We start from the raw sequence: 19550 nt of genomic DNA on the forward strand, positions 1-19550 counted from the left end.
TTAAATTGGCGCTGTGTTGGAAATCCGCTCTTGGACCATTCCTGCAATGCGCGCCACTTGGCCGTGGACGGCGTCGCCTTGGGTTTGGAGCGCCGCCAGCACGTGCGTTTCTTGTTCTAACTGGTCGTCATCAATACTGCGTGCCAATCCGCCCAAGAATTGTGTGAGATAGCGCAGGGTGCGTTGATCAGTTGTGTCTTCAAGGGCAACGGCTGCCGCAGATAGATCGTCACGCAGCGCAACAACATCAGGCACGATGATTTCGTCTGTCACGGGGCGAATACCTTTGGGCTGCCGATCGCTCGGAAGATGTGTCAGGATAGCAGCCTGAAATTCGGCGATGTTGGCCAATGGTTTGGCAAGGAACCCGTCTGCCCCCGCCTTGATTGATTTCGCCTCACCATCGGGGTCGCCGGATGTGCCAAGCACAACGTCAACACGAGGGCGAACGCTGGTGAGTTCTCTTATCAGGTCTACGCCTGAGCCATCGGGAAGACCGATATCTACGATCACCGCGGAAGGGCGATAGACGGCAAGATGTTTATGGGCGTGAAACAGGCTGTCAGCACGTCGAATGCGGGCGCCTGAACGAAGGCACAACAGTCGCATTGCCTCGGACGCAAAGCGGCTGTCTTCGACCACCAGCACTGTTAGCCCCAAAAGGGGCCGCGCCAAGGTCGGAGGGCGGGTTTGCATAAAGTCGTCCAAGCTGTCCATGAATGTCCCCTTCGGTGATGTGTTGCGACTCAGTAAACGGTTTCGTCGTGAATCTTTGGTTAACGAAAACGGTTTAGTAACCATGCCGCGACAAAGGGGGGCATTGCGCCGCGTTCGGACCTGCATGATAAGACGAGCAACGAATTGGAAGGGTAGACAATGATTGGTCGATTGAATCACGTAGCGATTGCGGTTCCGGATTTGGACGCAGCATGTGCGCAGTATCGCGGCGCTTTGGGTGCCAAGGTTGGAGAACCACAGGATGAGCCGGACCATGGTGTTACGGTCGTTTTTATTGAGCTACCTAACACCAAGATCGAATTCCTTTATCCTTTGGGTGACAACAGCCCGATCAACGGGTTCCTCGAGAAGAACCCAGCCGGTGGCATCCATCACATCTGCTATGAAGTCGATGACATCCTTGCCGCACGCGACAAACTACAAGCTGAAGGTGCACGGGTTCTGGGCACTGGCGATCCGAAAATCGGCGCCCATGGCAAACCAGTCTTGTTTCTGCACCCGAAAGATTTCAACGGCTGCTTGATTGAACTGGAAGAAGTCTGATGGGCATTACATCCGCTATCGTCTTATTTGCGGTCGTCTGGTTCATGACGTTTTTCATCGTTCTACCGCTTCGGATGACCACACAAGAAGAAGCGGGTGACGTCGTTCCTGGCACTCATAAATCCGCGCCGGCAGATGCTCAGGTTGCACGCAAAGCGCGGATCACGACCTATTTTGCGTTACCTATTTGGGCGGTGCTGACTTTTGTAATCTTGTCAGGCTGGGTTTCCGTACGTGATCTGGATTGGTTCGGCCGGATGGACCCAGTCGAAGTTACCGCGACCCAATAGCCCCGCTTCGCGCAGAAATGCGGTGATACAAGTGGGTGAACGTCGCCGCCCCAAGGATCGGAACAAACAAGTTAAGGAGCGGGATCGTAAGCGGAACCGCCATTAGCAATCCGGCCATCCAAATTTCAGCAGTATTCTGGCGATACATCGCACGCGCCCCTGCGCGACCTTCTCGGCGCATGGCCGCGATGGTGAAATACTCTCGACCCAGCAGATACCCGTTCAATGCAAAGAAGATCGGGACCGCAAAAAACGGCATTATCGCGTAGGCGACGAATGCCAAAAGGTTCGCTCCAATCAACACGCCAAAGAACATAATGGTATCGCGAACGGCATCCACGAAGGGCACCTTGGGCGCGGGCATCAACAGCGGATAGTGTTTTGCCTCAACCGCGTCGGCCACATCCTCGAGGAAAAACGACGTGATTGCAGATGCGACGGGGATCATCAGAAAGACTGACATCAAAAGGATCAAGGCTAGTCCACCCCAGCCCGCCAGATTGCCGATCCACGTTATTTCACCTACAAACGGAAGGGTCAAAGGACCATCCGCGAACGTCTCAATAAGCCAGAGCCAGCCTGCGTAGATGCCGATCAATAACGCGATCGTCAGGCCAAGGCCGAGGAATAACACGCGCTTGAATGCGCTGTCGTTCAATTGCGCGACCGCTTTGAAAAAATCGTTTAAGATCAAGTGATTACCCAAGTCGTTTTGGCGGTAAGGTCAGGGCGAGGGCGTTCTGGTGGGGCGTTTGTTTCGGTCCCGATATGAATCAAGCCTGCAACACGTTCATGAGCGGCGAGCCCCAAACCGTCGCGACAGAAAGTGGTATCATGAGAAGCCCATCCTGATAGCCAGTTTGCCCCCCAACCAGACGCCAACGCAGCGTTAAGCAAAGACAGGCAGACAGCACCGGCTGAATAGGTTTGTTCAATTTCGGGTACTTTGTCGGAAATCACAGGGCATTCGACCACAACAATTGCGAGGTCCGCATTTGCGTATTGCGCAACGGCTTTGACCAGCTTGTCATCGGGGATGTCTAGGGCTGCGGCACGGTCTGGGATCATTTTCGCGAGCCGGGATAGGGCAGGTTTCTCCAGCACGATGAAACGCCAAGGTTCTAGTTTTCCGTGATCGGGCGTGCGGGCGGCGGCGGTCAGGATGTCACCCAATTCATCACGCGTCGGTACCGGCGTCGTCAATGTCTTGGCCGGTCTGGATCTGCGGGATAGCAGAAAGTCGAGGGCGGCTTGGTTGCGGGTGGTCATAACGGTGTCCTTTTGTTGAGAAAGACATAAGTGCTCACGTGGGCGGGTTCCAGTGCCGATCCCGCAAGGGCTGTTGAGTTAGCTGGGGCGTTGAGTTGGCATGCGCGGTGTTACTTGCAAAGCGCACAACAACCGTGGGGTGTAAAGTCGGTTCTGCGGCGCCTTGAACGTTGGGTTACTTTGACCCATTTTGCGGAAGAGTTTGAGTATTTTTCTTTTCAGGAACAGCTAATTAGATGGACCAGACGCCGATATTCTTAGGGGATGTGATAACGTCGCCCAATGCCCCCACCCAACGGCCCAGAGAGGCCAGAGAACCGCGTGGAACCGCGCCGCTTTCTTATCGATTGGCGAATGTCATTGTTTTGACTGCGCTGACCGCGGGGCCGATCGTTTGGTTGTCTCATGACCCGGTGCAATTCGCAGGTGTCGGGTTGGTGTTCGTGTTTCTCTTGCTGATCTGGATGGTTGGCGCGTTGATCTGGTCATGGCGAATTGCTGTGCCCGATACTGGACCAAAACCACACAAAGTCGCTCCGCACTTCTTACTGGAGAATGACAAACAAGGTTTTATGGAAAGGTTGAGGCTGGACACCAAGACGGCAGTGTTTGATGGCAACAATATCTTTCACTTTGGCCTCGATAATGACGTATCGGTTTTACCATTGCGTATGGTTGCACGACAATTGCGATTTGAAGGCTACAGAATTGTATGCTTTTTCGACAATAACATCTTTTACAGTTTGAGAGACAACGGGCTGTTTGCGCAGGGACAAGTGCACTCTTTGCATGTGATCATGGAGCTGTTTGGACTGGATCGCGATGAAATCTATATTGTGCCCAGCGGCGTACAAGCGGACGGGTATGTACTGAGTTGTCTAAAGCATTTGCCGACTTCGTTTGCTGTGACCAATGATCTGTTTCGTGATTACGCAAGACGCTATCCGAGTGTCATGAAAGGTGATTTGTGGCGCAAGGGCATTTATATTCAGGGCAACGAGGTGAAGTTGCGCCAGTTCAAGTTTGAAAAGCCCGTGCGGCTGACAGGTGTCGCAGTGCCCTAAAGCGCCGCGACCATGTCATCCAATACCCCATCGACAAACCGATCAAAGGCAGCGTTGGGTTGGCGCAGCGGGAAGACTTCGGCGAATGGATCGGGGGCGGTGATTGAGCTGCCTGACATTTCTTGCAGCACATGGTGACCGCAGAAAGGGACGTAGACCTCTGAATACCCACCTTCGTGTGCCATCATAAGGCGGCCTTTGCACAAGTCCTGCGCGAGCGCCTTCACCTGCCGCGTCATCATTTGGAACGTTTCGGCGGTTGCCAGCATGCGGCCCAAAGGGTCGTTCGCGGCGGCATCATAGCCACAGGCAATGACAATGACGTCTGGCTTGAAAGCTTGAATCTGTGGAACCGCGATGCGGTCCATTGTAGCAAGGTACCCGATGTGTCCGACGCCCGGTGGCAGCGGGATGTTGAGGTTGAACCCAGTGCCCCGACCTGTGCCACGATCGCTAAAATCGCCTGTGTCCATTGGGTAATTTCGTTCTTGGTGGATCGAAATCGTGAGCACATTTGGGTCGTCATAAAAAATCGCTTCTGTACCGTTGCCGTGGTGTACGTCCCAATCCAGTACAACGACCCGCTCCGCCAGTCCCTTTGCGCGGGCGGCTTGAATGGCGAGCGCAAGATTGGCCAATAGGCAAAAACCGTTGGGAAAGTCGGGCAAGCAGTGATGACCGGGTGGGCGAGACAGGGCGTATGCATTCGTAAGGTCTCCTTTCAACACGGCCTCAAGCGCGGCGATGCTGAGGCCTGCCGATAGCGCGGCCAATTCATAGCCACCGGGGCCAAAGGGGGTGCGGCGGCCCAGTTCCCCGCCTCCTACGTCCGATGTTGCCTTGAACTCATCCAGATAAGATTGAGGGTGCACGCGCAACAGGTCCTCGGTACTGGCCTCATCAGCGCTGCGCAGGTCCAGTTCTGCGGACAGCCCCGTAATGTCCATCAGGTTCTTGAGCCGGCGTTTACTTTCGGGGCTTTCTGGCAGGCCGCCGCTCGCCATGGGTTGCACCAATCCGCCCACGGGCAGAGTGCCTGCATAATTGCCGCCGCCATGCCAGAAACACCGCTCATCCCAAAAGAAACCAGTGCTCATGTCGGGTCCCTTTCTGGGCGAAGCCGGTATGACCCTTCGGGTAAATCTAGCGCCATAGACAAGTCACGCAATTGGGACATCGACAGTTGAACCGTGACTGGCATGTCTGTGCGGGTGTCGATTTGTGTGACCGTCACGCAATCTTCAAATCCGGAAATGACAACGTCTTCACCCAAAGGGGCGCTGCCTTCGTCCACCAGTGTCACCACTGTCGCGTCAAATTCGTGTTCGATTGTAAACATTTGGCCCCCTTGGTTCAGTTTATCCTGCCTTTCGCACTGTCGTTTCGTCAAGGGACCGCTAAGTAGCGAAATAGTGCGCACAATCGCGTTAGTGGGATGGCCCCTAGGCCGTTCCCTGCTAGATTGGGTGAAAGACCACGCTGACAAGGCGTCGGTGAGGCAAGGAATACATGATGCAAATCTTAAAATTTCGCGTTCTGACGGGGCTGGCCGTAGTTATGTTGGCGCTTGCGGGCTGTGATGCAACGGTTGTGCAGCCGAGCGACAAAATCGCCACGCCCTCGCAAGCCTCGACCCCCGTGGCAGGCCCGGCGGTACAAATACCAAGGGAACAGCGGGCAATGGCGCGTTCATTCGTAAGCGTTGTTAACCAACTTGAGCCCGTCGCCGAACGAGAATGCCGTCGTCGGACCAATAACATGAATTGTGATTTCCTGATTGTGGTCGATGATCGCGCGGACCAACCCGCAAATGCGTTTCAAACCGTTGACGACAATGGCCGCCCGATCATTGCATTCACAATTGCTTTGATCGCGGATGCACAAAATGAAGATGAGATTGCTTTTGTTATGGCCCATGAAGCCGCCCATCACATCGAAAACCATCTTGAGCGACAGCATCGCAATGCAACTTTGGGTGCTGCGGTATTCGGTCAATTGGCCGATGTAACTGGCGGCGGCGCGGAATCAGTGCGTTCAGCGCAGGAATTGGGTGCTGCCCTTGGTGCACGCAGCTATTCCAAGGACTTTGAGTTAGAGGCAGATCGGCTCGGCACGATCATCACCGCGCAAGCAGGTTATGACCCTGTGCGCGGCGCGGAGTTCTTTTTCCGTGTGCCTGATCCTGGCGATCAATTCCTGGGTACCCATCCCCCCAATGCGGAACGGGTTCAGATGGTCCTGCAGACCGCTTCGAACCTTTAGGCCAACTGGCCGTCCAACGTTTTTGAATATCGGTGCCGTCTGATGATCGCTGTGATCGACATAACGATCCAGAAAGCTTGAATAAGAGCCGACGCCAAGTTGAAGGAATATGTCAGCCCAATCAGGACGAAAATGGCCGCAAACATATTGATCACAAAGTAGACCTTTGAACTAGATGTGACGCGGTGAAACGTCAAAAGGGCGTAGTTAATTACGTAGAGGGCAAAACCAACGACGCCGACAATATCGAAAAGAACGGGCGGGATTGTGAGATTGACTGGGGGCATTAAATTGATCCTGAAATTAGGTGACGGCTGATGAAATCAGGCGGAAATTGCCTGTCAGACCGTCGGTTTTGAAAAAGTTGAGTGGTATGATCGTTTGAATAAGATCACCCTAGATCACAGCGTTCGAGCCGTCAGGTCAGAGTTTCCTTACTCACAAAATCCCGCCCCATCGGGCTAATCAAACGCTGGTGACGCCTAGCGTTATGGCCGCAAAGAAACAGATAGAAGCTGCCAGCACGAACCCGTGCCAAACCGCGTTCTGAAACCGCCATTCATCAAAGCTGAACAACACGGCGCCAATGGAATAGACCAATCCGCCGATCACGATCAGCACAAGTGTGATTGTCGGCACAACGGCGACTAGAGAGGTCAGGAGGGCGACGCTCATCCAGCCGAGCCCAAGATAAAGCCCTGCACCAAACCGCCCAGGCCGCGCCCAAAAGAACAGTTTTGCAACGGCGCCCAATATCGCCAACCCCCAGACGATCGCCAGCACGCCGTACGCAAACGCAGATCCAATCATCACCACCAAAGGCGTGTAGGTGCCTGCAATTTTGACGTATATTGCCGCGTGATCGATGCGGCGCAAGGTGTGGCGTGGGGCTTCCCATGGGGTGAAGTGATAGCAGGCTGAGGCAATGAACGACGCGATAAGAGCCGCGCCATATATCGATAGGCTGGCGATGGTGTTGCCATCCGTTTGGCCAACCGCCCAAATGACCAACGCAACCGTTCCGGCAATTGCAAAACCGACGCCTGCGATATGCATAGCCGCATCGGCAATCCGCTCGCCTTTGGTGAAGTCAGGATATGGGTCCTCGTGGCTCATGACCTGATGATAGGACAGAAACGTTACAGAAAAATGATGCCGTCACGTCAGTATGTCTTTAGGGGCAGGGTCCATCGGCATAGTTACAATTGTCTTTGCCTCAGCGCTGCGCCACGGTGGCCCTATGCAAGTGCTTGAAGGAATATTTACCGACCGCGGGTCGAAATATGCGGTGTCCGGTGGGCCATGCGCCTCATCCGCCGAAGCCAAGGCCTTTATCAAAGCTCTGTGTAAGCGCAAGAAATTCGCCAAGGCCACGCACAATACATGGGCCGTGATCTTGCCCGACGGCACCCCGTTAAAGAACGACGACGGAGAGTCCGGCGCAGGAATGGTAATCTTGCGGATGCTCGAACGAGAAGGCCGCGTGGGTGAGATCGTTGTCGTCACCCGCTGGTTTGGTGGCGTGCATCTGGGCGGGGATCGGTTTCGCCGAGTGCAGGATGCGGTGCGGGTTTGGTTTGATCAGGCTGACTGACTGAAACCACTTGGTGTAGGTGAGGTTTGTGTTCCCCAACGTCATGGCGTTCTGCCGCATGTTTGACGCGTCCGATCGGGTTTTCCCCTAATTCGGCGCGACGTTCGTGGGTAGGTTAGGGGTATGAAAAATATGTCAAACACCTCAATGCCGACCGGCCCTGTTCACTTTCGTGGAGAAGGCAACGCTGACGCCGCTTGCACAACGCAAAAGCAGGCCTTCGTTGCGGATAACCCGGTTGTGAATGAAAGGCTCAATCGGTTCTTGGCGTTGATGGACGCCGAGCTGCCGCAGCCCAAAGGGTAACGGCGTCAAGTCGAGCCTTCTGGTCGTCGCGAAAAGCTGTTGCTATTGAGACGGCTTAGAGCTTGCTTTGGTGTCTTATGAACATTGACAGAGCTGCCTGATCAAGTCCAAGGCCTTCTGAACACTAAGAAACAACTCAGTCATCTTTTCGACGACTAAAAAACTTCTTCACCCAGATGAACGGCAAGAGCAGGAGAAACCAAGCTTTCTTCAGGAATAGCGCGATTGCTGCAAAGATTCCTACCGATGTCCCCTTGCCATACTGGATGCCAGCAAGAGCCGCCAGAACACCAACAGAGCCGATAGCGGCGACTTTGTCTCCGCTAACAAAGGAAGCATAGGACTGGCTTTCAAAAGACTCATATTGACCAAGAACACCGACAATCATTTGTCTGATTTCTTCTTCGGTCACTTCGGCCAAATATGGAACCATCGAAACAGTCACATACCCGCGTCGGTCAAAAACACTGGCGTCAACGTTGATGGTGCGGTCGCCGTTCCAATCAAGCTCAATCGCATAGTATAAAATGTTCTTTTCTTGATCGAGTGTAGGATAAACGGACCAGCCGGTGAAGCTGATCGGTATTCCCAGCTGCTCACTTTGTGCGGCAATTCCCAGCCGTGTGCTCTCTTCGATTTCGCGGATTACAATTTCGCGCTCCTCGGAGCTCCAGTCATCGTACTCTACGTAGCCCGATGAATCAGGAAATTCGATCATGACACTACCAAGATCGCCCTCGGCGTATTCTATGTAGACGTCCACATGTGAACAATCATCCCAACCCCATTCCTCTCGCGAAATTGCACATAATTCGGCTTTGCTAAAAGAGTAGGCCTCTTGGCCATTCGGAATGAACTTTCCGCGTGACACGTTCAGGGGTTCGACAAAAGGGATCGGGTTATATTCCTGCGCTGAGACAATAGCGGGAACGCTTGAAAAGGAAACGAAGGAGACGACGAGAAAAATGATCTGTTCTCGTAGGAATTTTTTGATGAACGGCACGTAAACTCTCTTAATTAAAATCCTTAATTGAGTTCAGAATACATCTATTAATTGTGCGGGCAATTTGTTTTCGCGCCTCTCGCGCGAAACCTGAGCCTAAAGCATGCACCGACCGAAAAGTATAAGGCAAATGGGCGCTCATTTGGCCAAACATCCCCACAGATCATACTCGCCAGCCTCATCGACCTCAACACTCACGATCTCCCCAACTTTCAACCCGTCCGTTCCCTCGTCGATAAACAAGTTCCCGTCGATCTCTGGGGCGTCGGATTTGGTGCGGCAGGTGGCGATGCCGTCCTCATCAATATCGTCAATGATCACGTCCATGACTTGGCCGACCTTTGCAGCCAATTTTGCCTCGGAGATGGCCTGTGCCTTTTCCATGAAGCGGTCCCAACGGTCCTGCTTTACTTCAGCGGGCACGTGGTCGGGCAGCGCATTGCTACGGGCGCCATCTACGTTTTCGTACTGAAAACACCCCACGCGATCCAGTTGCGCTTCGTCCATCCAATCGAGCAGGGTTTGGAATTCTTCCTCTGTTTCGCCCGGGTAGCCGACGATAAAGGTTGAGCGCAGGGTGATGTCTGGGCATCCCGCTCGCCATTCGTTGATGCGGTCCAGAGTGCGTTCGGCGTGGGCAGGGCGGGCCATGCGGCGCAGGGTTTCGGGATGGGCGTGTTGGAACGGGATATCCAGATACGGCAGGATCAGACCGTCTGACATCAGCGGGATAAGTTCGCGCACATTCGGGTAGGGATAGACGTAGTGCAGACGCACCCATGCCCCCAAGGCACCCAGATCGCGGGCCAGTGTGGTGATGGGTTGTTCTGTCAGGCCACGGCGCTGATCGGACGGCCAGTCGGTGCCGTAGGCAGATGTATCCTGCGAAATCACCAAGAGTTCCTTCACCCCATTTTCGACCAGCTTTTCCGCCTCACGCAAAACGGCTTTGGCAGGGCGTGACGTCAGGCGGCCGCGCATGTCGGGGATGATGCAGAACTTACACTTGTGGTTACAGCCCTCGGAAATCTTCAGGTAGCTGTAATGGCGTGGGGTTAGGGATACACCGCTAGCAGGCAGCAGGTCGATAAACGGATCAGGGCTCGGCGGCACATTTGCGTGCACTGCATCCAGCACCTGTTCGTATTGGTGCGGCCCCGTCACGGCGAGGATCTGTGGATGATGTTCGCGGATATAATCAGGCTCGGCCCCCAGACAGCCCGTGACGATGACCTTGCCGTTTTCTTGCAGGGCCTCGCCAATCGCATCAAGGCTTTCGGCCTTGGCGCTATCAAGGAACCCACAGGTGTTTACGATTACCGCTTCGGCACCCGTGTAATCGGGGCTGATCGCATACCCCTCGGCCCGCAAGCGCGTCAGAATGCGTTCGCTGTCCACCAAGGCCTTGGGGCACCCGAGCGAAACCATACCGATGGTCGGCTGGCCGCTACGTGTGGGTTCTTGGATTTTGACCTTTGGGGCCAAGTCGGGGCGGAGATTGGGTGGGTTCTGAGACATGAGTGGCGTGTAGCGGGATTCTGCGGCGGCGGGAAGTGGGACAGCACGGTGAACCACAATGAGGTTTAGCGTGGAATTGGCTTTCGGGATTGGCTAGACGCAGGCTATATTCGCGCAGGCGACGGAAATAGATAACAACACTGGCGCGCTAGCGTTGAGAGGTGAGCATAAGTGATCATTGGGCATATCGGGGCACGTAAAGGCAGCAAGGGCGTGCCGAATAAGAATTTTCGCGACATGTGCGGCAAGCCACTGATTGACTGGTCGCTGGATCAGCTCCTTGAGAGCAGCCGCATTGATGCGGTGGTCGTGAGCACAGACAGCCAAGATATCTATGATCATGCGGTCGCCAAGGGTGCGCTTGCTATCGGGTTGCGGCCTGCTCATTTGGCCACGGATGACGCGCCCAAGTGGGGTGTGTGGCAGCATGCGTTAGAGGCCTCTGAGGCTCTGGCGGGCAAAGCCACAGCCTTTGTTGATCTGGACTGCACTTCGCCGCTGCGTTTGATGGAAGACATCGATGGCGCGGTTGATTTGTTTCAAGCGGAAACGCCGGACATGGTGATGTCGTGCTGTCATGCCAACAAGAATCCGTATTTCAACATGGTCGAGCTGAATGAAGAAGGGTCTTTGCGTGTTTCAAAGCCTCTTCCAGGGGGTGTTTGGGCACGGCAAAACGCACCTGTGGTCTATGAACATGCGGCGTCCACTTATGTGCTTGCGCCGGAGTATTTGCGCAAAGCGTCGACCATCTATGAGGGGCATGTGATCCCGTTTGTTATGCCAGCCGATCGCTGCATGGATGTGGATGACCCGTTGGATTGGAAGATTGTAGAATTTTTGATGAAGGATCGCTTGAATGAAACAGCTTGAAAGACGGACCGTTTTTATCACTGGATCGGGCGGCGTGTTGGGCAGTACCTATGTGCGGCGTATGTTGGATCAGGGTGCAAAGGTCGTGGCAACGGATTTGCCAGGGCACCGTTTTGACGGGTTGAAAGACGCGCACGGCGATAATCCTGACTTTGCGATCTACCCGTTGAACGTGTCAGAGGAAGACGAGATCGTTGAGATTTTCAAGACCGTGCATGCGGATGGTTGGGAACCTGATGTGGTGCTTAACAACGCCGCAATCACAGGTGAGATGTTGATGGGCGCAGGTGGAACTTTCCCTGATTTCGCGGATACGACTCTTGAGGACTGGGAAAAGACCATGAAGACCAACCTGACGGGGGCCTTCTTAGTCGCACGTCAGATGGATCGTGACATCGTCGGGAAACGTAAGGCGACGCTGATCAATGTGGCGTCTATGTATGCTTTGAATGGGGCGCACCATCCGATTTACGATGGCATGCCGTTCAAGAATTTCAGTGCCTATGGTGTGACCAAAGCTGGTATTCACGGCCTGACAGTTTGGCTTGCTGGTTATTGGGCAAAGCGGGATGCGACGGTGAATACCATTGCGCCGGGGGCGGTGTTTAATGGCCATTCGGACGAATTCCAGAAGCGTGTGGGCGAACTGATTATGGCGGGCCGCATGTGTGAACCCGATGAAATCGCGGATGCGATGTTGTTCCTTGCGTCCAAGCAATCGGGATACATGACAGGCCAGATGATCAACGTCGACGGGGGCTTTAGCGCGTGGTGATCCTTGTCATAGGGGCGGGGTCTATCGGGCGCCGCCATGTGGCGAATTTACAAGCGCTGGGCGAGGATGCAGAGTTGATCCCGTGGCGGGAGTACGACCGCGCAACGCTGGAAAAACGCAGCGACGTAAAAGGCTTGGTGATCGCGACAGCGACGCAAGTGCGGCTTGAACTGGTGCAATTGTGCGCAGCAAAGAATTGGCCGTTCTACGTTGAAAAACCACTACATTGGACGTCCGAAGGGGTCGCAGAGATTTACAGCGTTGCTGGGGATTTGGCGCGTCGATCTATGTTGGGGTTCATGGCACGCTATCATCCCGTGGTACAGGCGCTGGCCGAACAAGATCTGTCAGATGTCTACGGGTTTTCGTTTGAGATCGGCCATGATGTGCGCCAGTGGCGGCAGAACTGGTCTTTCCCCGAAAGCTATGCCGCCAAAGCGGATGGCGGGGGCGTTTTGCTGGACCTGTGTCACGAGCTTGACCTTGCTAAGGCGTTGTTCCCTGATCTGGCAGTGCAATCGGTGGCAAGCGTAGGCCATGCGGAATTTGCGGGCGTCGATTTTGCCAGCCGTATCGCGTTGGCGGACAGCATTGGGCGCATGGGGACCGTGGCGATGGATTATCTGTCCCCTGTCAGTTTGCGCCGATCTGATCTGGCGGGAACCCGCGCCGCACGTAGTCTTGATATGCTGGCGGCCGTGATCACGACGGACAGCGGTGGTGGGCCGAAAACGCTGACCTTTGAATATGATCGAAACGATATGTTCCAAGCGATCACGCGCGATTGGCTAGCGCTGATCGAAGACGAAAACGCAGCATTGTCGCCGCTCGCGCCGCGCCTTAGCGACATGCGTACATCGAGCGACTTGATTGCGGATGCGTGGGGACAGCGGGTGTTTACGGGCTCCGCTGAGATGGCGTTTTAACCTCTTAATAGGCCCAACAGGTCTGCTACAATTTGCGTTAACCCATCTGTTGCAACTGATCTAACAGCATGCGCACGCTTGGCATATCCAGCCAAGTCGAAACTGTTCAAAACGGAAATCATGTCTCCAACATCTTCGCCGATATCGCTGCCATACCTCCCGATCTCAACTGCCGCGTTTGCCTCATCTAGAATTGAAAAATCAGCGCGAAAATTCTCAACATAGGGGCCGTGCAACACTGGGCAATCGAGCGCCACGGCCTCCCATGGGTTGTGGCCATTTATGGGTTCAAATGTGCCTCCAATGAGCGTAACAAAACTGCTGCGATACCAAAGGCCTAATTCAGAAAAGGTATCTGCGATATAGACGTCGGTCGTCTCATCCGGCAACACGCCATGACTGCGATGACAAAACGACAGGTGAAAGTCGCGGCAGCCATTTTCGACCAAGGCAGCATCTTCAAGCCTGCGGGGGGCAATCACCAGAAGCCAATCCTTTCCTCCCTCTCGACGAACATCGTACTGCACCTCTAAAACACGTTCGATGTCAGCTGGATGGGCAGACGCTGCGACCCAAACCGAGCGGCGCCCGACGGCTGCCTCAAACGCAGCGCGCGCGGCTGGATCGTCTACCAAAGCCGCACCCGCCGCCTTGAGGGATCCCGATACCTTAACAGGGGTGTCATCCGCCATTAGTGCAGCCATATGCGCCGCTGTTCCGGCGTCTTGCGCATGGCGCGTGTCGAGCAGGCGGAACAGGTCACCGTAAGCCGAACCGAACCTAGACTTGGCCTTGGCGCTGGCCTTGGTGATGCGAGCGGCGACATAGGCTTGGGGAATACCGCGGCGGGCGCAGGTCACAGCCATACGCGGCCAGATTTCCTGATCTGACCAAATCGCGAGGTCGGGTTTCCAGTGATCCAAGAAATCATTCACGGGTTTCGGGAGGTCGAGCGGTAAATACTGGTGGCGCGTGTTGGCAGGCAGGTTTTTGGCAAAGACTTCGCCAGAAGACCGTGCCGAGGACGTCACAAGGAATTGCAGATCGGGGCGGGTTTCGGCCAGTTGATCAATCAACCCACGTAGGGCCATGACCTCACCAACGCCGACGCCGTGCATCCAGACCAATGGCCCGTCTGGGCGCGCCATCGTCGCCTCGCCGAGCTTTTCACTCCAACGAGCGGGATCTTCTTTGCCTTTTGCCAACCGCCGTTTCAAGAGCGGGCGCGCGAATGGCGCGAGGAGCCAACCCACCCCGAGAACGAGCCGGAGCATGGGTCCGATGCGTGGCTTAGAGGTCATGGAACCGTTTCTGTAAATCGCCCTGCCAGAACGCATCGTCACTGACGATATCGGCGAACCGTTTCGCTGCGTCACCCTGCCCAAAGGCATCATGGCGCTCGTAGCGTTTGCCCCATTCTTCAGTAAGGAACGCCGCAATTGCGTCACCATCGGCCGCATTAACAGAGCGCAAAGACGGTGCCTGTGCGCGGTTGGTTTGGCGCGTGCCGACGTCAAGCGACGGTGTGCCAAGGAACGGTGCCTCGCGTACGCCCGCGCTGGAGTTTCCGATCATGCAAGCCGCGTTTTTCATAAGTTCGGAAAAGTGTGCGAACCGCATAGAAGGCAGGATACGGAACTGATCCTTCGGCAGTTGGTCAAGAACCGTGAAGATGTCAGCTGACCCCGGATCATTGTTGGGTGCAATCACGACGAACGGTTTGCCTGACGTATCGAGTGCCGCAAACAAATCCTGTGCTTGCTGCCCCATTGTGTCCGCCTCAGAGGTCACAGGGTGGAAGACCACGATGCCATAATCACCCTGTGGCAGATCATAATGCGCGCGCACGTCAGCAATGGTCACGCCAGATGGGCCGGAATGGAAATCTAACTCAGGCGAGCCGATCACGAAGATTTCGTCGGCGGGTTCGCCCATGGCCATGACCCGTTTTTTGGCATCAACGGAACTGACAAAATGGTGGCTGGCGAGCTTGGAATTACAGTGGCGGAAAATCTCATCGATGGTGCCGCTGACTTCGCCGCCCTCAATGTGGGCGCTGCGAATGTAGTTCGTTGCGGCGACTAGGGCACAAGCTAAAGCTTCAATGCGGTCACCATGAACCACGACAAGGTCAGGTTTCATCTGTGCTACAAATTCCGAAAACCCCATGACCGTTTTGGCCAATATCTGATCCTGCGGGTCGCCTTCTTCTTGGTTGACGAATTCATGCACGCCGACGCCTTGCGTGCGGGCGACCTCAACCTTGGTGAGGCCATAGCGCTCCATCATATGCATGCCTGTGACCCAAAAATGCACGTCATGCCCTGCATCCCGAGCGGCAATCGCCAGCGGTTCCATTTTACCGAAATCCGCACGAGTGCCGGTTACGAAGAGGATCGTTTTGGAGAAAGAGCGATGTGTTTCCATTTGAATGTGACTAGATTATTGGGTGACCTGTCGCAACACTTGCGTCAGGCTAAGATCAAGGTGCGAAATGGTCCATATTCCAGTCGAATTCCTAGAAACCGGATTTGACCGATTGAAGTCTGGCTTAGACCGGCGATTGGGTTTTCCGTTTCTTAAGGCGAAATTTCGCAAGACTTGTGGATACGAGTTGAACCTCGAGAACCCGCAAACTTGGAATGAAAAAATTCAATGGCTGAAGCTTAACTCTAGTGGTGAAGACTTAGTGCGTGCGGCTGATAAACTTGAAATGCCTATTCTTGTAGAAGAACTGATGGGGGCTGACGCCTGCGATGGATTGTTTGCTAAAATTTGGCAGCAATCTGAAACAGCAGACGGGATCGACTATCAGGCGCTGCCTACGTCTTATGTCATCAAGCCGACCCATGGATCCGGTTGGCTTCGGATCGTGACATCCGAGCATCCAGCTGACGCGGCAGACCTTCAGGATCAATGCGCCCGATGGCTGCGCCGCAAATACGGGCATAGACAATTCGAATGGCCGTATCTGCAGATCAAGCCGCGCATAATGGTCGAAGAACTGTTGCCGACGCCCAATGCTTTGGGTGCGGACGATGTTAAAATCCACATGGTGAACGGCAAGATCGGTTTTGTGCTGCTGGTCAAAGATCGCCATGGCACGTTGACCCGTAACTATATGACCGAAGACTGGACACCGTTTCCGTCTGGGGCAGGGGATCCGGTCGAAAAGGTTTATGGGTGGGACAAAATGCGCGATGTCGCATTGGAACTAGGGCAGCACTTTGACTGTGTGCGTGTCGATTTCCTATCGACGCCAACGCGCTATGCTTTGAACGAACTCACATTCTTTCCTGACTCGGGGTTCAACACAGCAGGCGGCCCCGAGTTTGACCGCGAGGCAGGAAAGCTGCTGACCCTACCAATTGGTTAACGCCAGTTATCGGCAATCCACTTAGCAGGTCGTGTTGTATGGAATGGGTCAGATTTAAATCCGTTCATCGCCTCGTCCACGTTTGGCCGCCCGTGAAAACAAACGATATGCGCATTTTCGGGCAACTTTGGCGGCACAAAGAGGTTCATCGGGCGTTTCGGGCGGCAATGGTATTTAAAACTCACGATCCATTCTGACGGGTAGGGCGTAAACATCCCGTTTTGGTGCGCCAGCGTGGAAGTGTAGGTTTGCTCGGATCCCTTGCACATCACGACGGACTCTTCGGGTGCCTCTGCCATTGTGGTGTATAAAAAATCATGATGCTTTGGTTCGAATTTGATGAACGACCCCTCGCCATAGGTGCGCGGTTCGCTTTCGGGCGCAAAGGGGCCACGCATCGTGACCTGACCCGGGGCAAAATCGGACAATTTGTCTAGATCCCCTGTTATTAGGATGTCCAAATCCAGCGCCAGCACGGGCCCCACGTCTTTTGAAAACAGTGCAGGGTTAAACATAGCGATCTTACGCAGTGCGCCTTGTTTTTTCACCGTCTTTTGTGTGGCGGTCATTCGGGCTTCATAGGGCTGCTCTTCCAACGGAAGGGCTGTTATGCCGTCGTCCAACCCGTCCGCCAGTTCCGTCATGCAGTAAAAATCGACCTCGCGATTGGTGTTGCGCAAGACTGCACGATACAAACGGTTCACATGCTCGGTCGGATAGAGCGTTCCCCATTTGATGCAGATACAGGTTAATCGAGAAGCAGATTGCATGGGGTCTCCAGCGGGTTTTTCTGGTCTTAGCGAAAAGCGTTCAGCAGGCTAAGCCTACGGTTTCGGGCGGTCGGCTCGCTCATTCATAACCGAAGGCTTTGTAGTCTGCTGCAAAAAACGCCTGAACGTCCCGTTCCAGCTGTTTAAAACCGTCCGCCGACAGTCCTAACCGTTCCAGATGATTAGATGTTCCGCGTTCACTCTTGTTTCTGTGCGAAAGGTCCCGACTGCTGACGTCGATGCCTGCTGTCAGTAGGACGTCTTTCCAGTTTTTGATTTTTTCAAACCGTAGAACGAGGTCAGCGCGCGGTTTAACCTTCGACGGATAGTCCGTCCAAAATAACTGCGATCCCCCGTACTTTGGGTTCGCCGCCAGCACATCAAGATAGTCGTGAGCCGTGATGTTTTTGATATCCCAGCCGTACATTTTGACGAGACCATTTCGGTTTGGTTTCAGAATATGATCGTAGTAGCCCGACAGGAACCGTTCAAACGGGTGGCGCACGATGGTCACCGAATAGCTTTGCAGCCAGTGCCGTTCGCTCAGCCTGTTGCGCGCCCAACTGTGTGACAACCGCTCAACGCCAAGCAGGCGAGATAACGAAATTCCCGCGGTTTTCGGGGAATGCAGGAATATGACCGGAAGGTCGCCTCGCATAAGGTCGGTTTTCATTCCCGAGCCGGGGCGGCCGCGGAACGCTGTGGTTTGGGACTGCCAGTCATGAATGCGTGTGAGCAGGCCAAACGGGCCGTGACCTTTGCGTTCGGGTAGGCTCACTCAAAATCTTCCCACGTCAGTTGCTGGTTTTTAGTGACCGCGACCTTCAAGGTTTTGCCGAGAACCTTGTCGAAATCGTAACCCGCAATAGCGCCGGACCCCGGCCGGCGGGCCCAGATATCTGCTTCAGTGATGGTGTGACCTGATGGAAGATCGGCGTCCGCAACAACGGAGGCGCGCGCGAAACGGTAAACGTCTTCTTCGGCGGCGGTGCGCTGTTTAGGGTTGTGCAGGGCAGTGTGAATTTCAGCAGAGCGATCTATCAAGTGACGCAGCTCGGACGGGTCCATTGAACAAATGATATCGGGTCCCTTGCGGTAGCGCGTGTCAGTATAATGACGTTCAAGAATGCACGCGCCAAGCGCCACCGATGCCAGTGCCATTTCCGGCCCGATAGAGTGGTCCGAAAAACCCACGACGGCGTTGGGGAATGCTTCTTTCAGGTCGGTCACGCCCTGCAAGGATACGATCTCAGGCGGCGAGGGGTAGAGGTTGGTGCACTCCAACAAAGCATATTCCACGCCCGCATCTTCAAGGATTTTCACCGACGCGCGGACCGTTTCGATTGTCTGCATGCCTGTGGACATGATCACCGGTTTACCCTTTGCCGCGATGTGGCGGATGAGCGGTAGGTTGTCTGCCTCGCCGGACCCGATTTTATAGGCGGGCACGTCAAGGGTTTCGAGGAAATCACAAGCGGCACGGCTAAACGGGGTTGAGATGAAAATCATTCCCAAGTCTTCGACATAGGTCTTTAGCTGTGCTTCGTCATCGCGACTTAGGGCGCATTGCGCCATCACGTCCCAGATCGAAACATCCGCGTTTGGCGGAAAGATTTGCTTGGCCTCGTCGGTCATTTCATCTTCGACGATATGCGTCTGGTGCTTGACCATTTCACAACCCGAAAGTGCGGCCAGTCGGGCCATTTCTTTGGCGACGTTCAAATCTCCACCATGGTTAATGCCGATTTCAGCAATCACAAGCGGCGGATGTTCAGGGCCGATTTCACGGTTGGCGATTTTCATGGGAGGTCTCCATTTTGTTACCGCCCTTGTGCCACGCACTTCGTGGAAACGCTAGATGTCGGTTGTGCGGGCTTTGCTATCATTCGTTGCTCGTCGGTGTATGTCTGCTAAGATAAATCCGATACAAAGTGCGGAGCAGCCTTCAGTTGGATCATACAGAGTTCAATGGTTTGTTCGACGATGTGTTCGCGCATCCGTTGACTGGAGCAGGGTTTGTTCCTGTTAGAAAGACCAAGTCACTGCGATATCAGAATGGTACGCGTGATCTTTGGATAAAACGCATTCAAGGAAAGTGGCCGCACCCAGGTGTCGCTCGAACAGTAATCTGCTTTAGGCACTGTTTTTTGAGACCAGTTAGCAGCGATGATCCCAACCACGCGAACCTAATCGTCGACGATTTTCCAAGAAAACTAACTTTTGAAGACTTCAGTGGGTGGTTG

Annotated in this window: 24 protein-coding genes; 10 read left to right on the forward strand and 14 right to left on the reverse strand. The window is 54.4% G+C overall.

Annotated features, from left to right (window positions below; all coding sequences use genetic code 11):
* Nucleotides 1–717: a response regulator gene (locus L0666_RS09625; protein WP_235261097.1), complete on the reverse strand. Its 717-nt coding sequence runs from the start codon at nucleotides 715–717 to the stop codon at nucleotides 1–3.
* A 159-nt stretch (nucleotides 718–876) separates the two neighbouring features.
* On the opposite strand from L0666_RS09625, the gene mce reads away from it, so the two are divergent.
* Nucleotides 877–1281 (forward strand): methylmalonyl-CoA epimerase, encoded by a 405-nt coding sequence (gene mce / locus L0666_RS09630; RefSeq protein ID WP_235261098.1) that lies wholly within the window; start codon nucleotides 877–879, stop codon nucleotides 1279–1281.
* Entirely contained in the window at nucleotides 1281–1571 is a 291-nt protein-coding gene (locus L0666_RS09635) for a DUF1467 family protein (RefSeq protein WP_235261099.1), read from the forward strand. The genes mce and L0666_RS09635 overlap by 1 nt, the downstream gene beginning before the upstream one ends.
* Here L0666_RS09635 and L0666_RS09640 read toward each other — a convergent pair.
* Together L0666_RS09640 and L0666_RS09645 are read right to left on the reverse strand one after the other, a co-directional pair.
* Complete coding sequence (locus L0666_RS09640) at nucleotides 1555–2265, reverse strand: EI24 domain-containing protein (RefSeq protein ID WP_235261100.1); 711 nt, start codon at nucleotides 2263–2265, stop codon at nucleotides 1555–1557. The two genes, L0666_RS09635 and L0666_RS09640, sit on opposite strands and share 17 nt — an antisense overlap.
* Entirely contained in the window at nucleotides 2262–2840 is a 579-nt protein-coding gene (locus tag L0666_RS09645) for a nitroreductase family protein (protein ID WP_235261101.1), read from the reverse strand. Before L0666_RS09645 ends, L0666_RS09640 begins: the two co-directional genes overlap by 4 nt.
* A 347-nt stretch (nucleotides 2841–3187) precedes the next feature.
* Between L0666_RS09645 and L0666_RS09650 the strand changes: the two genes are divergently transcribed.
* Complete coding sequence (locus tag L0666_RS09650; RefSeq protein WP_235261102.1) at nucleotides 3188–3904, forward strand: hypothetical protein; 717 nt, start codon at nucleotides 3188–3190, stop codon at nucleotides 3902–3904.
* Here the strand turns inward: L0666_RS09650 and L0666_RS09655 are convergent.
* A complete protein-coding gene (locus L0666_RS09655; RefSeq protein ID WP_235261103.1) occupies nucleotides 3901–5001 on the reverse strand; it encodes a class II histone deacetylase in 1101 nt (366 codons plus the stop codon). The two genes, L0666_RS09650 and L0666_RS09655, sit on opposite strands and share 4 nt — an antisense overlap.
* Nucleotides 4998–5243 (reverse strand): hypothetical protein, encoded by a 246-nt coding sequence (locus L0666_RS09660; protein WP_235261104.1) that lies wholly within the window; start codon nucleotides 5241–5243, stop codon nucleotides 4998–5000. Before L0666_RS09660 ends, L0666_RS09655 begins: the two co-directional genes overlap by 4 nt.
* A 173-nt stretch (nucleotides 5244–5416) precedes the next feature.
* Between L0666_RS09660 and L0666_RS09665 the strand changes: the two genes are divergently transcribed.
* Nucleotides 5417–6166, forward strand: a complete 750-nt coding sequence (locus L0666_RS09665) for a M48 family metallopeptidase (protein WP_235261105.1) — start codon at nucleotides 5417–5419, stop codon at nucleotides 6164–6166.
* Here the strand turns inward: L0666_RS09665 and L0666_RS09670 are convergent.
* Nucleotides 6163–6453 carry a CBU_0592 family membrane protein gene (locus L0666_RS09670; protein WP_235261106.1) on the reverse strand — a complete coding sequence of 97 codons (291 nt, stop codon included), beginning with the start codon at nucleotides 6451–6453 and terminating at the stop codon, nucleotides 6163–6165. The genes L0666_RS09665 and L0666_RS09670 overlap by 4 nt on opposite strands.
* 178 nt (nucleotides 6454–6631) lie before the next feature.
* Nucleotides 6632–7282 (reverse strand): PAQR family membrane homeostasis protein TrhA, encoded by a 651-nt coding sequence (gene trhA, locus L0666_RS09675; RefSeq protein WP_235261107.1) that lies wholly within the window; start codon nucleotides 7280–7282, stop codon nucleotides 6632–6634.
* Nucleotides 7283–7406: 124 nt separating this feature from the next.
* Between trhA and L0666_RS09680 the strand changes: the two genes are divergently transcribed.
* Together L0666_RS09680 and L0666_RS09685 are read left to right on the forward strand one after the other, a co-directional pair.
* Nucleotides 7407–7760, forward strand: coding sequence for a YigZ family protein (locus tag L0666_RS09680; protein ID WP_235261423.1), 354 nt, complete (start codon nucleotides 7407–7409; stop codon nucleotides 7758–7760).
* A 123-nt stretch (nucleotides 7761–7883) separates the two neighbouring features.
* Entirely contained in the window at nucleotides 7884–8066 is a 183-nt protein-coding gene (locus tag L0666_RS09685) for a hypothetical protein (RefSeq protein ID WP_235261108.1), read from the forward strand.
* A gap of 136 nt (nucleotides 8067–8202) precedes the next feature.
* Here L0666_RS09685 and L0666_RS09690 read toward each other — a convergent pair whose 3' ends face one another.
* Both L0666_RS09690 and rimO read right to left on the reverse strand, forming a co-directional pair.
* On the reverse strand, nucleotides 8203–9069 hold the full coding sequence (locus L0666_RS09690; RefSeq protein WP_235261109.1) for a DUF2167 domain-containing protein: 867 nt from the start codon (nucleotides 9067–9069) through the stop codon (nucleotides 8203–8205).
* A 138-nt stretch (nucleotides 9070–9207) separates the two neighbouring features.
* Nucleotides 9208–10587, reverse strand: a complete 1380-nt coding sequence (gene rimO, locus L0666_RS09695) for a 30S ribosomal protein S12 methylthiotransferase RimO (protein WP_235261110.1) — start codon at nucleotides 10585–10587, stop codon at nucleotides 9208–9210.
* 171 nt (nucleotides 10588–10758) lie between these two features.
* Here rimO and L0666_RS09700 point away from each other — a divergent pair, with 171 nt between their 5' ends.
* From L0666_RS09700 to L0666_RS09710, 3 genes are read left to right on the forward strand one after another with little or no spacing between them, the layout of a single operon-like run.
* Nucleotides 10759–11460, forward strand: coding sequence for an acylneuraminate cytidylyltransferase family protein (locus L0666_RS09700; protein WP_336246276.1), 702 nt, complete (start codon nucleotides 10759–10761; stop codon nucleotides 11458–11460).
* Nucleotides 11447–12235, forward strand: coding sequence for an SDR family NAD(P)-dependent oxidoreductase (locus tag L0666_RS09705; protein ID WP_235261112.1), 789 nt, complete (start codon nucleotides 11447–11449; stop codon nucleotides 12233–12235). Before L0666_RS09700 ends, L0666_RS09705 begins: the two co-directional genes overlap by 14 nt.
* Nucleotides 12232–13161 carry a Gfo/Idh/MocA family protein gene (locus tag L0666_RS09710; RefSeq protein WP_235261113.1) on the forward strand — a complete coding sequence of 310 codons (930 nt, stop codon included), beginning with the start codon at nucleotides 12232–12234 and terminating at the stop codon, nucleotides 13159–13161. The genes L0666_RS09705 and L0666_RS09710 overlap by 4 nt, the downstream gene beginning before the upstream one ends.
* Here L0666_RS09710 and L0666_RS09715 read toward each other — a convergent pair.
* On the reverse strand, nucleotides 13158–14462 hold the full coding sequence (locus L0666_RS09715; RefSeq protein WP_235261114.1) for a 3-deoxy-D-manno-octulosonic acid transferase: 1305 nt from the start codon (nucleotides 14460–14462) through the stop codon (nucleotides 13158–13160). The genes L0666_RS09710 and L0666_RS09715 overlap by 4 nt on opposite strands.
* The gene (neuC, locus tag L0666_RS09720) at nucleotides 14452–15588 is read right to left on the reverse strand and encodes a UDP-N-acetylglucosamine 2-epimerase (RefSeq protein ID WP_235261115.1); all 1137 of its coding nucleotides are present in this window, start codon (nucleotides 15586–15588) and stop codon (nucleotides 14452–14454) included. The genes L0666_RS09715 and neuC overlap by 11 nt, the downstream gene beginning before the upstream one ends.
* Before the next feature lie 67 nt (nucleotides 15589–15655).
* Between neuC and L0666_RS09725 the strand changes: the two genes are divergently transcribed.
* The gene (locus tag L0666_RS09725; RefSeq protein WP_235261116.1) at nucleotides 15656–16537 is read left to right on the forward strand and encodes an ATP-grasp fold amidoligase family protein; all 882 of its coding nucleotides are present in this window, start codon (nucleotides 15656–15658) and stop codon (nucleotides 16535–16537) included.
* Here L0666_RS09725 and L0666_RS09730 read toward each other — a convergent pair.
* The 3 genes from L0666_RS09730 to L0666_RS09740 all read right to left on the reverse strand — a co-directional run bounded on the left by L0666_RS09730 (nucleotide 16534) and on the right by L0666_RS09740 (nucleotide 19110).
* On the reverse strand, nucleotides 16534–17307 hold the full coding sequence (locus L0666_RS09730; protein WP_235261117.1) for a glycosyl transferase: 774 nt from the start codon (nucleotides 17305–17307) through the stop codon (nucleotides 16534–16536). The genes L0666_RS09725 and L0666_RS09730 overlap by 4 nt on opposite strands.
* A gap of 79 nt (nucleotides 17308–17386) precedes the next feature.
* Nucleotides 17387–18085, reverse strand: a complete 699-nt coding sequence (locus L0666_RS09735) for a sulfotransferase family 2 domain-containing protein (RefSeq protein ID WP_235261118.1) — start codon at nucleotides 18083–18085, stop codon at nucleotides 17387–17389.
* A complete protein-coding gene (locus L0666_RS09740; RefSeq protein ID WP_235261119.1) occupies nucleotides 18082–19110 on the reverse strand; it encodes an N-acetylneuraminate synthase family protein in 1029 nt (342 codons plus the stop codon). Before L0666_RS09740 ends, L0666_RS09735 begins: the two co-directional genes overlap by 4 nt.
* Nucleotides 19111–19550: the final 440 nt, after the last annotated feature.

It is taken from the genome of Octadecabacter algicola, assembly GCF_021532625.1.
Lineage (GTDB): Bacteria > Pseudomonadota > Alphaproteobacteria > Rhodobacterales > Rhodobacteraceae > Octadecabacter > Octadecabacter algicola.

What these genes read in the sequence shown, in the direction of transcription:
- L0666_RS09625 (WP_235261097.1), bottom strand. Translation starts at nt 717, where the DNA reads ATGGACAGCTTGGACGACTTTATGCAAACCCGCCCTCCGACCTTGGCG.
- mce (WP_235261098.1), top strand. Translation starts at nt 877, where the DNA reads ATGATTGGTCGATTGAATCACGTAGCGATTGCGGTTCCGGATTTGGAC.
- L0666_RS09635 (WP_235261099.1), top strand. Translation starts at nt 1,281, where the DNA reads ATGGGCATTACATCCGCTATCGTCTTATTTGCGGTCGTCTGGTTCATG.
- L0666_RS09645 (WP_235261101.1), bottom strand. Translation starts at nt 2,840, where the DNA reads ATGACCACCCGCAACCAAGCCGCCCTCGACTTTCTGCTATCCCGCAGA.
- L0666_RS09655 (WP_235261103.1), bottom strand. Translation starts at nt 5,001, where the DNA reads ATGAGCACTGGTTTCTTTTGGGATGAGCGGTGTTTCTGGCATGGCGGC.
- L0666_RS09660 (WP_235261104.1), bottom strand. Translation starts at nt 5,243, where the DNA reads ATGTTTACAATCGAACACGAATTTGACGCGACAGTGGTGACACTGGTG.
- L0666_RS09665 (WP_235261105.1), top strand. Translation starts at nt 5,417, where the DNA reads ATGCAAATCTTAAAATTTCGCGTTCTGACGGGGCTGGCCGTAGTTATG.
- L0666_RS09670 (WP_235261106.1), bottom strand. Translation starts at nt 6,453, where the DNA reads ATGCCCCCAGTCAATCTCACAATCCCGCCCGTTCTTTTCGATATTGTC.
- trhA (WP_235261107.1), bottom strand. Translation starts at nt 7,282, where the DNA reads ATGAGCCACGAGGACCCATATCCTGACTTCACCAAAGGCGAGCGGATT.
- L0666_RS09680 (WP_235261423.1), top strand. Translation starts at nt 7,407, where the DNA reads ATGCAAGTGCTTGAAGGAATATTTACCGACCGCGGGTCGAAATATGCG.
- L0666_RS09685 (WP_235261108.1), top strand. Translation starts at nt 7,884, where the DNA reads ATGAAAAATATGTCAAACACCTCAATGCCGACCGGCCCTGTTCACTTT.
- rimO (WP_235261110.1), bottom strand. Translation starts at nt 10,587, where the DNA reads ATGTCTCAGAACCCACCCAATCTCCGCCCCGACTTGGCCCCAAAGGTC.
- L0666_RS09705 (WP_235261112.1), top strand. Translation starts at nt 11,447, where the DNA reads ATGAAACAGCTTGAAAGACGGACCGTTTTTATCACTGGATCGGGCGGC.
- L0666_RS09715 (WP_235261114.1), bottom strand. Translation starts at nt 14,462, where the DNA reads ATGACCTCTAAGCCACGCATCGGACCCATGCTCCGGCTCGTTCTCGGG.
- neuC (WP_235261115.1), bottom strand. Translation starts at nt 15,588, where the DNA reads ATGGAAACACATCGCTCTTTCTCCAAAACGATCCTCTTCGTAACCGGC.
- L0666_RS09725 (WP_235261116.1), top strand. Translation starts at nt 15,656, where the DNA reads ATGGTCCATATTCCAGTCGAATTCCTAGAAACCGGATTTGACCGATTG.
- L0666_RS09730 (WP_235261117.1), bottom strand. Translation starts at nt 17,307, where the DNA reads ATGCAATCTGCTTCTCGATTAACCTGTATCTGCATCAAATGGGGAACG.
- L0666_RS09740 (WP_235261119.1), bottom strand. Translation starts at nt 19,110, where the DNA reads ATGAAAATCGCCAACCGTGAAATCGGCCCTGAACATCCGCCGCTTGTG.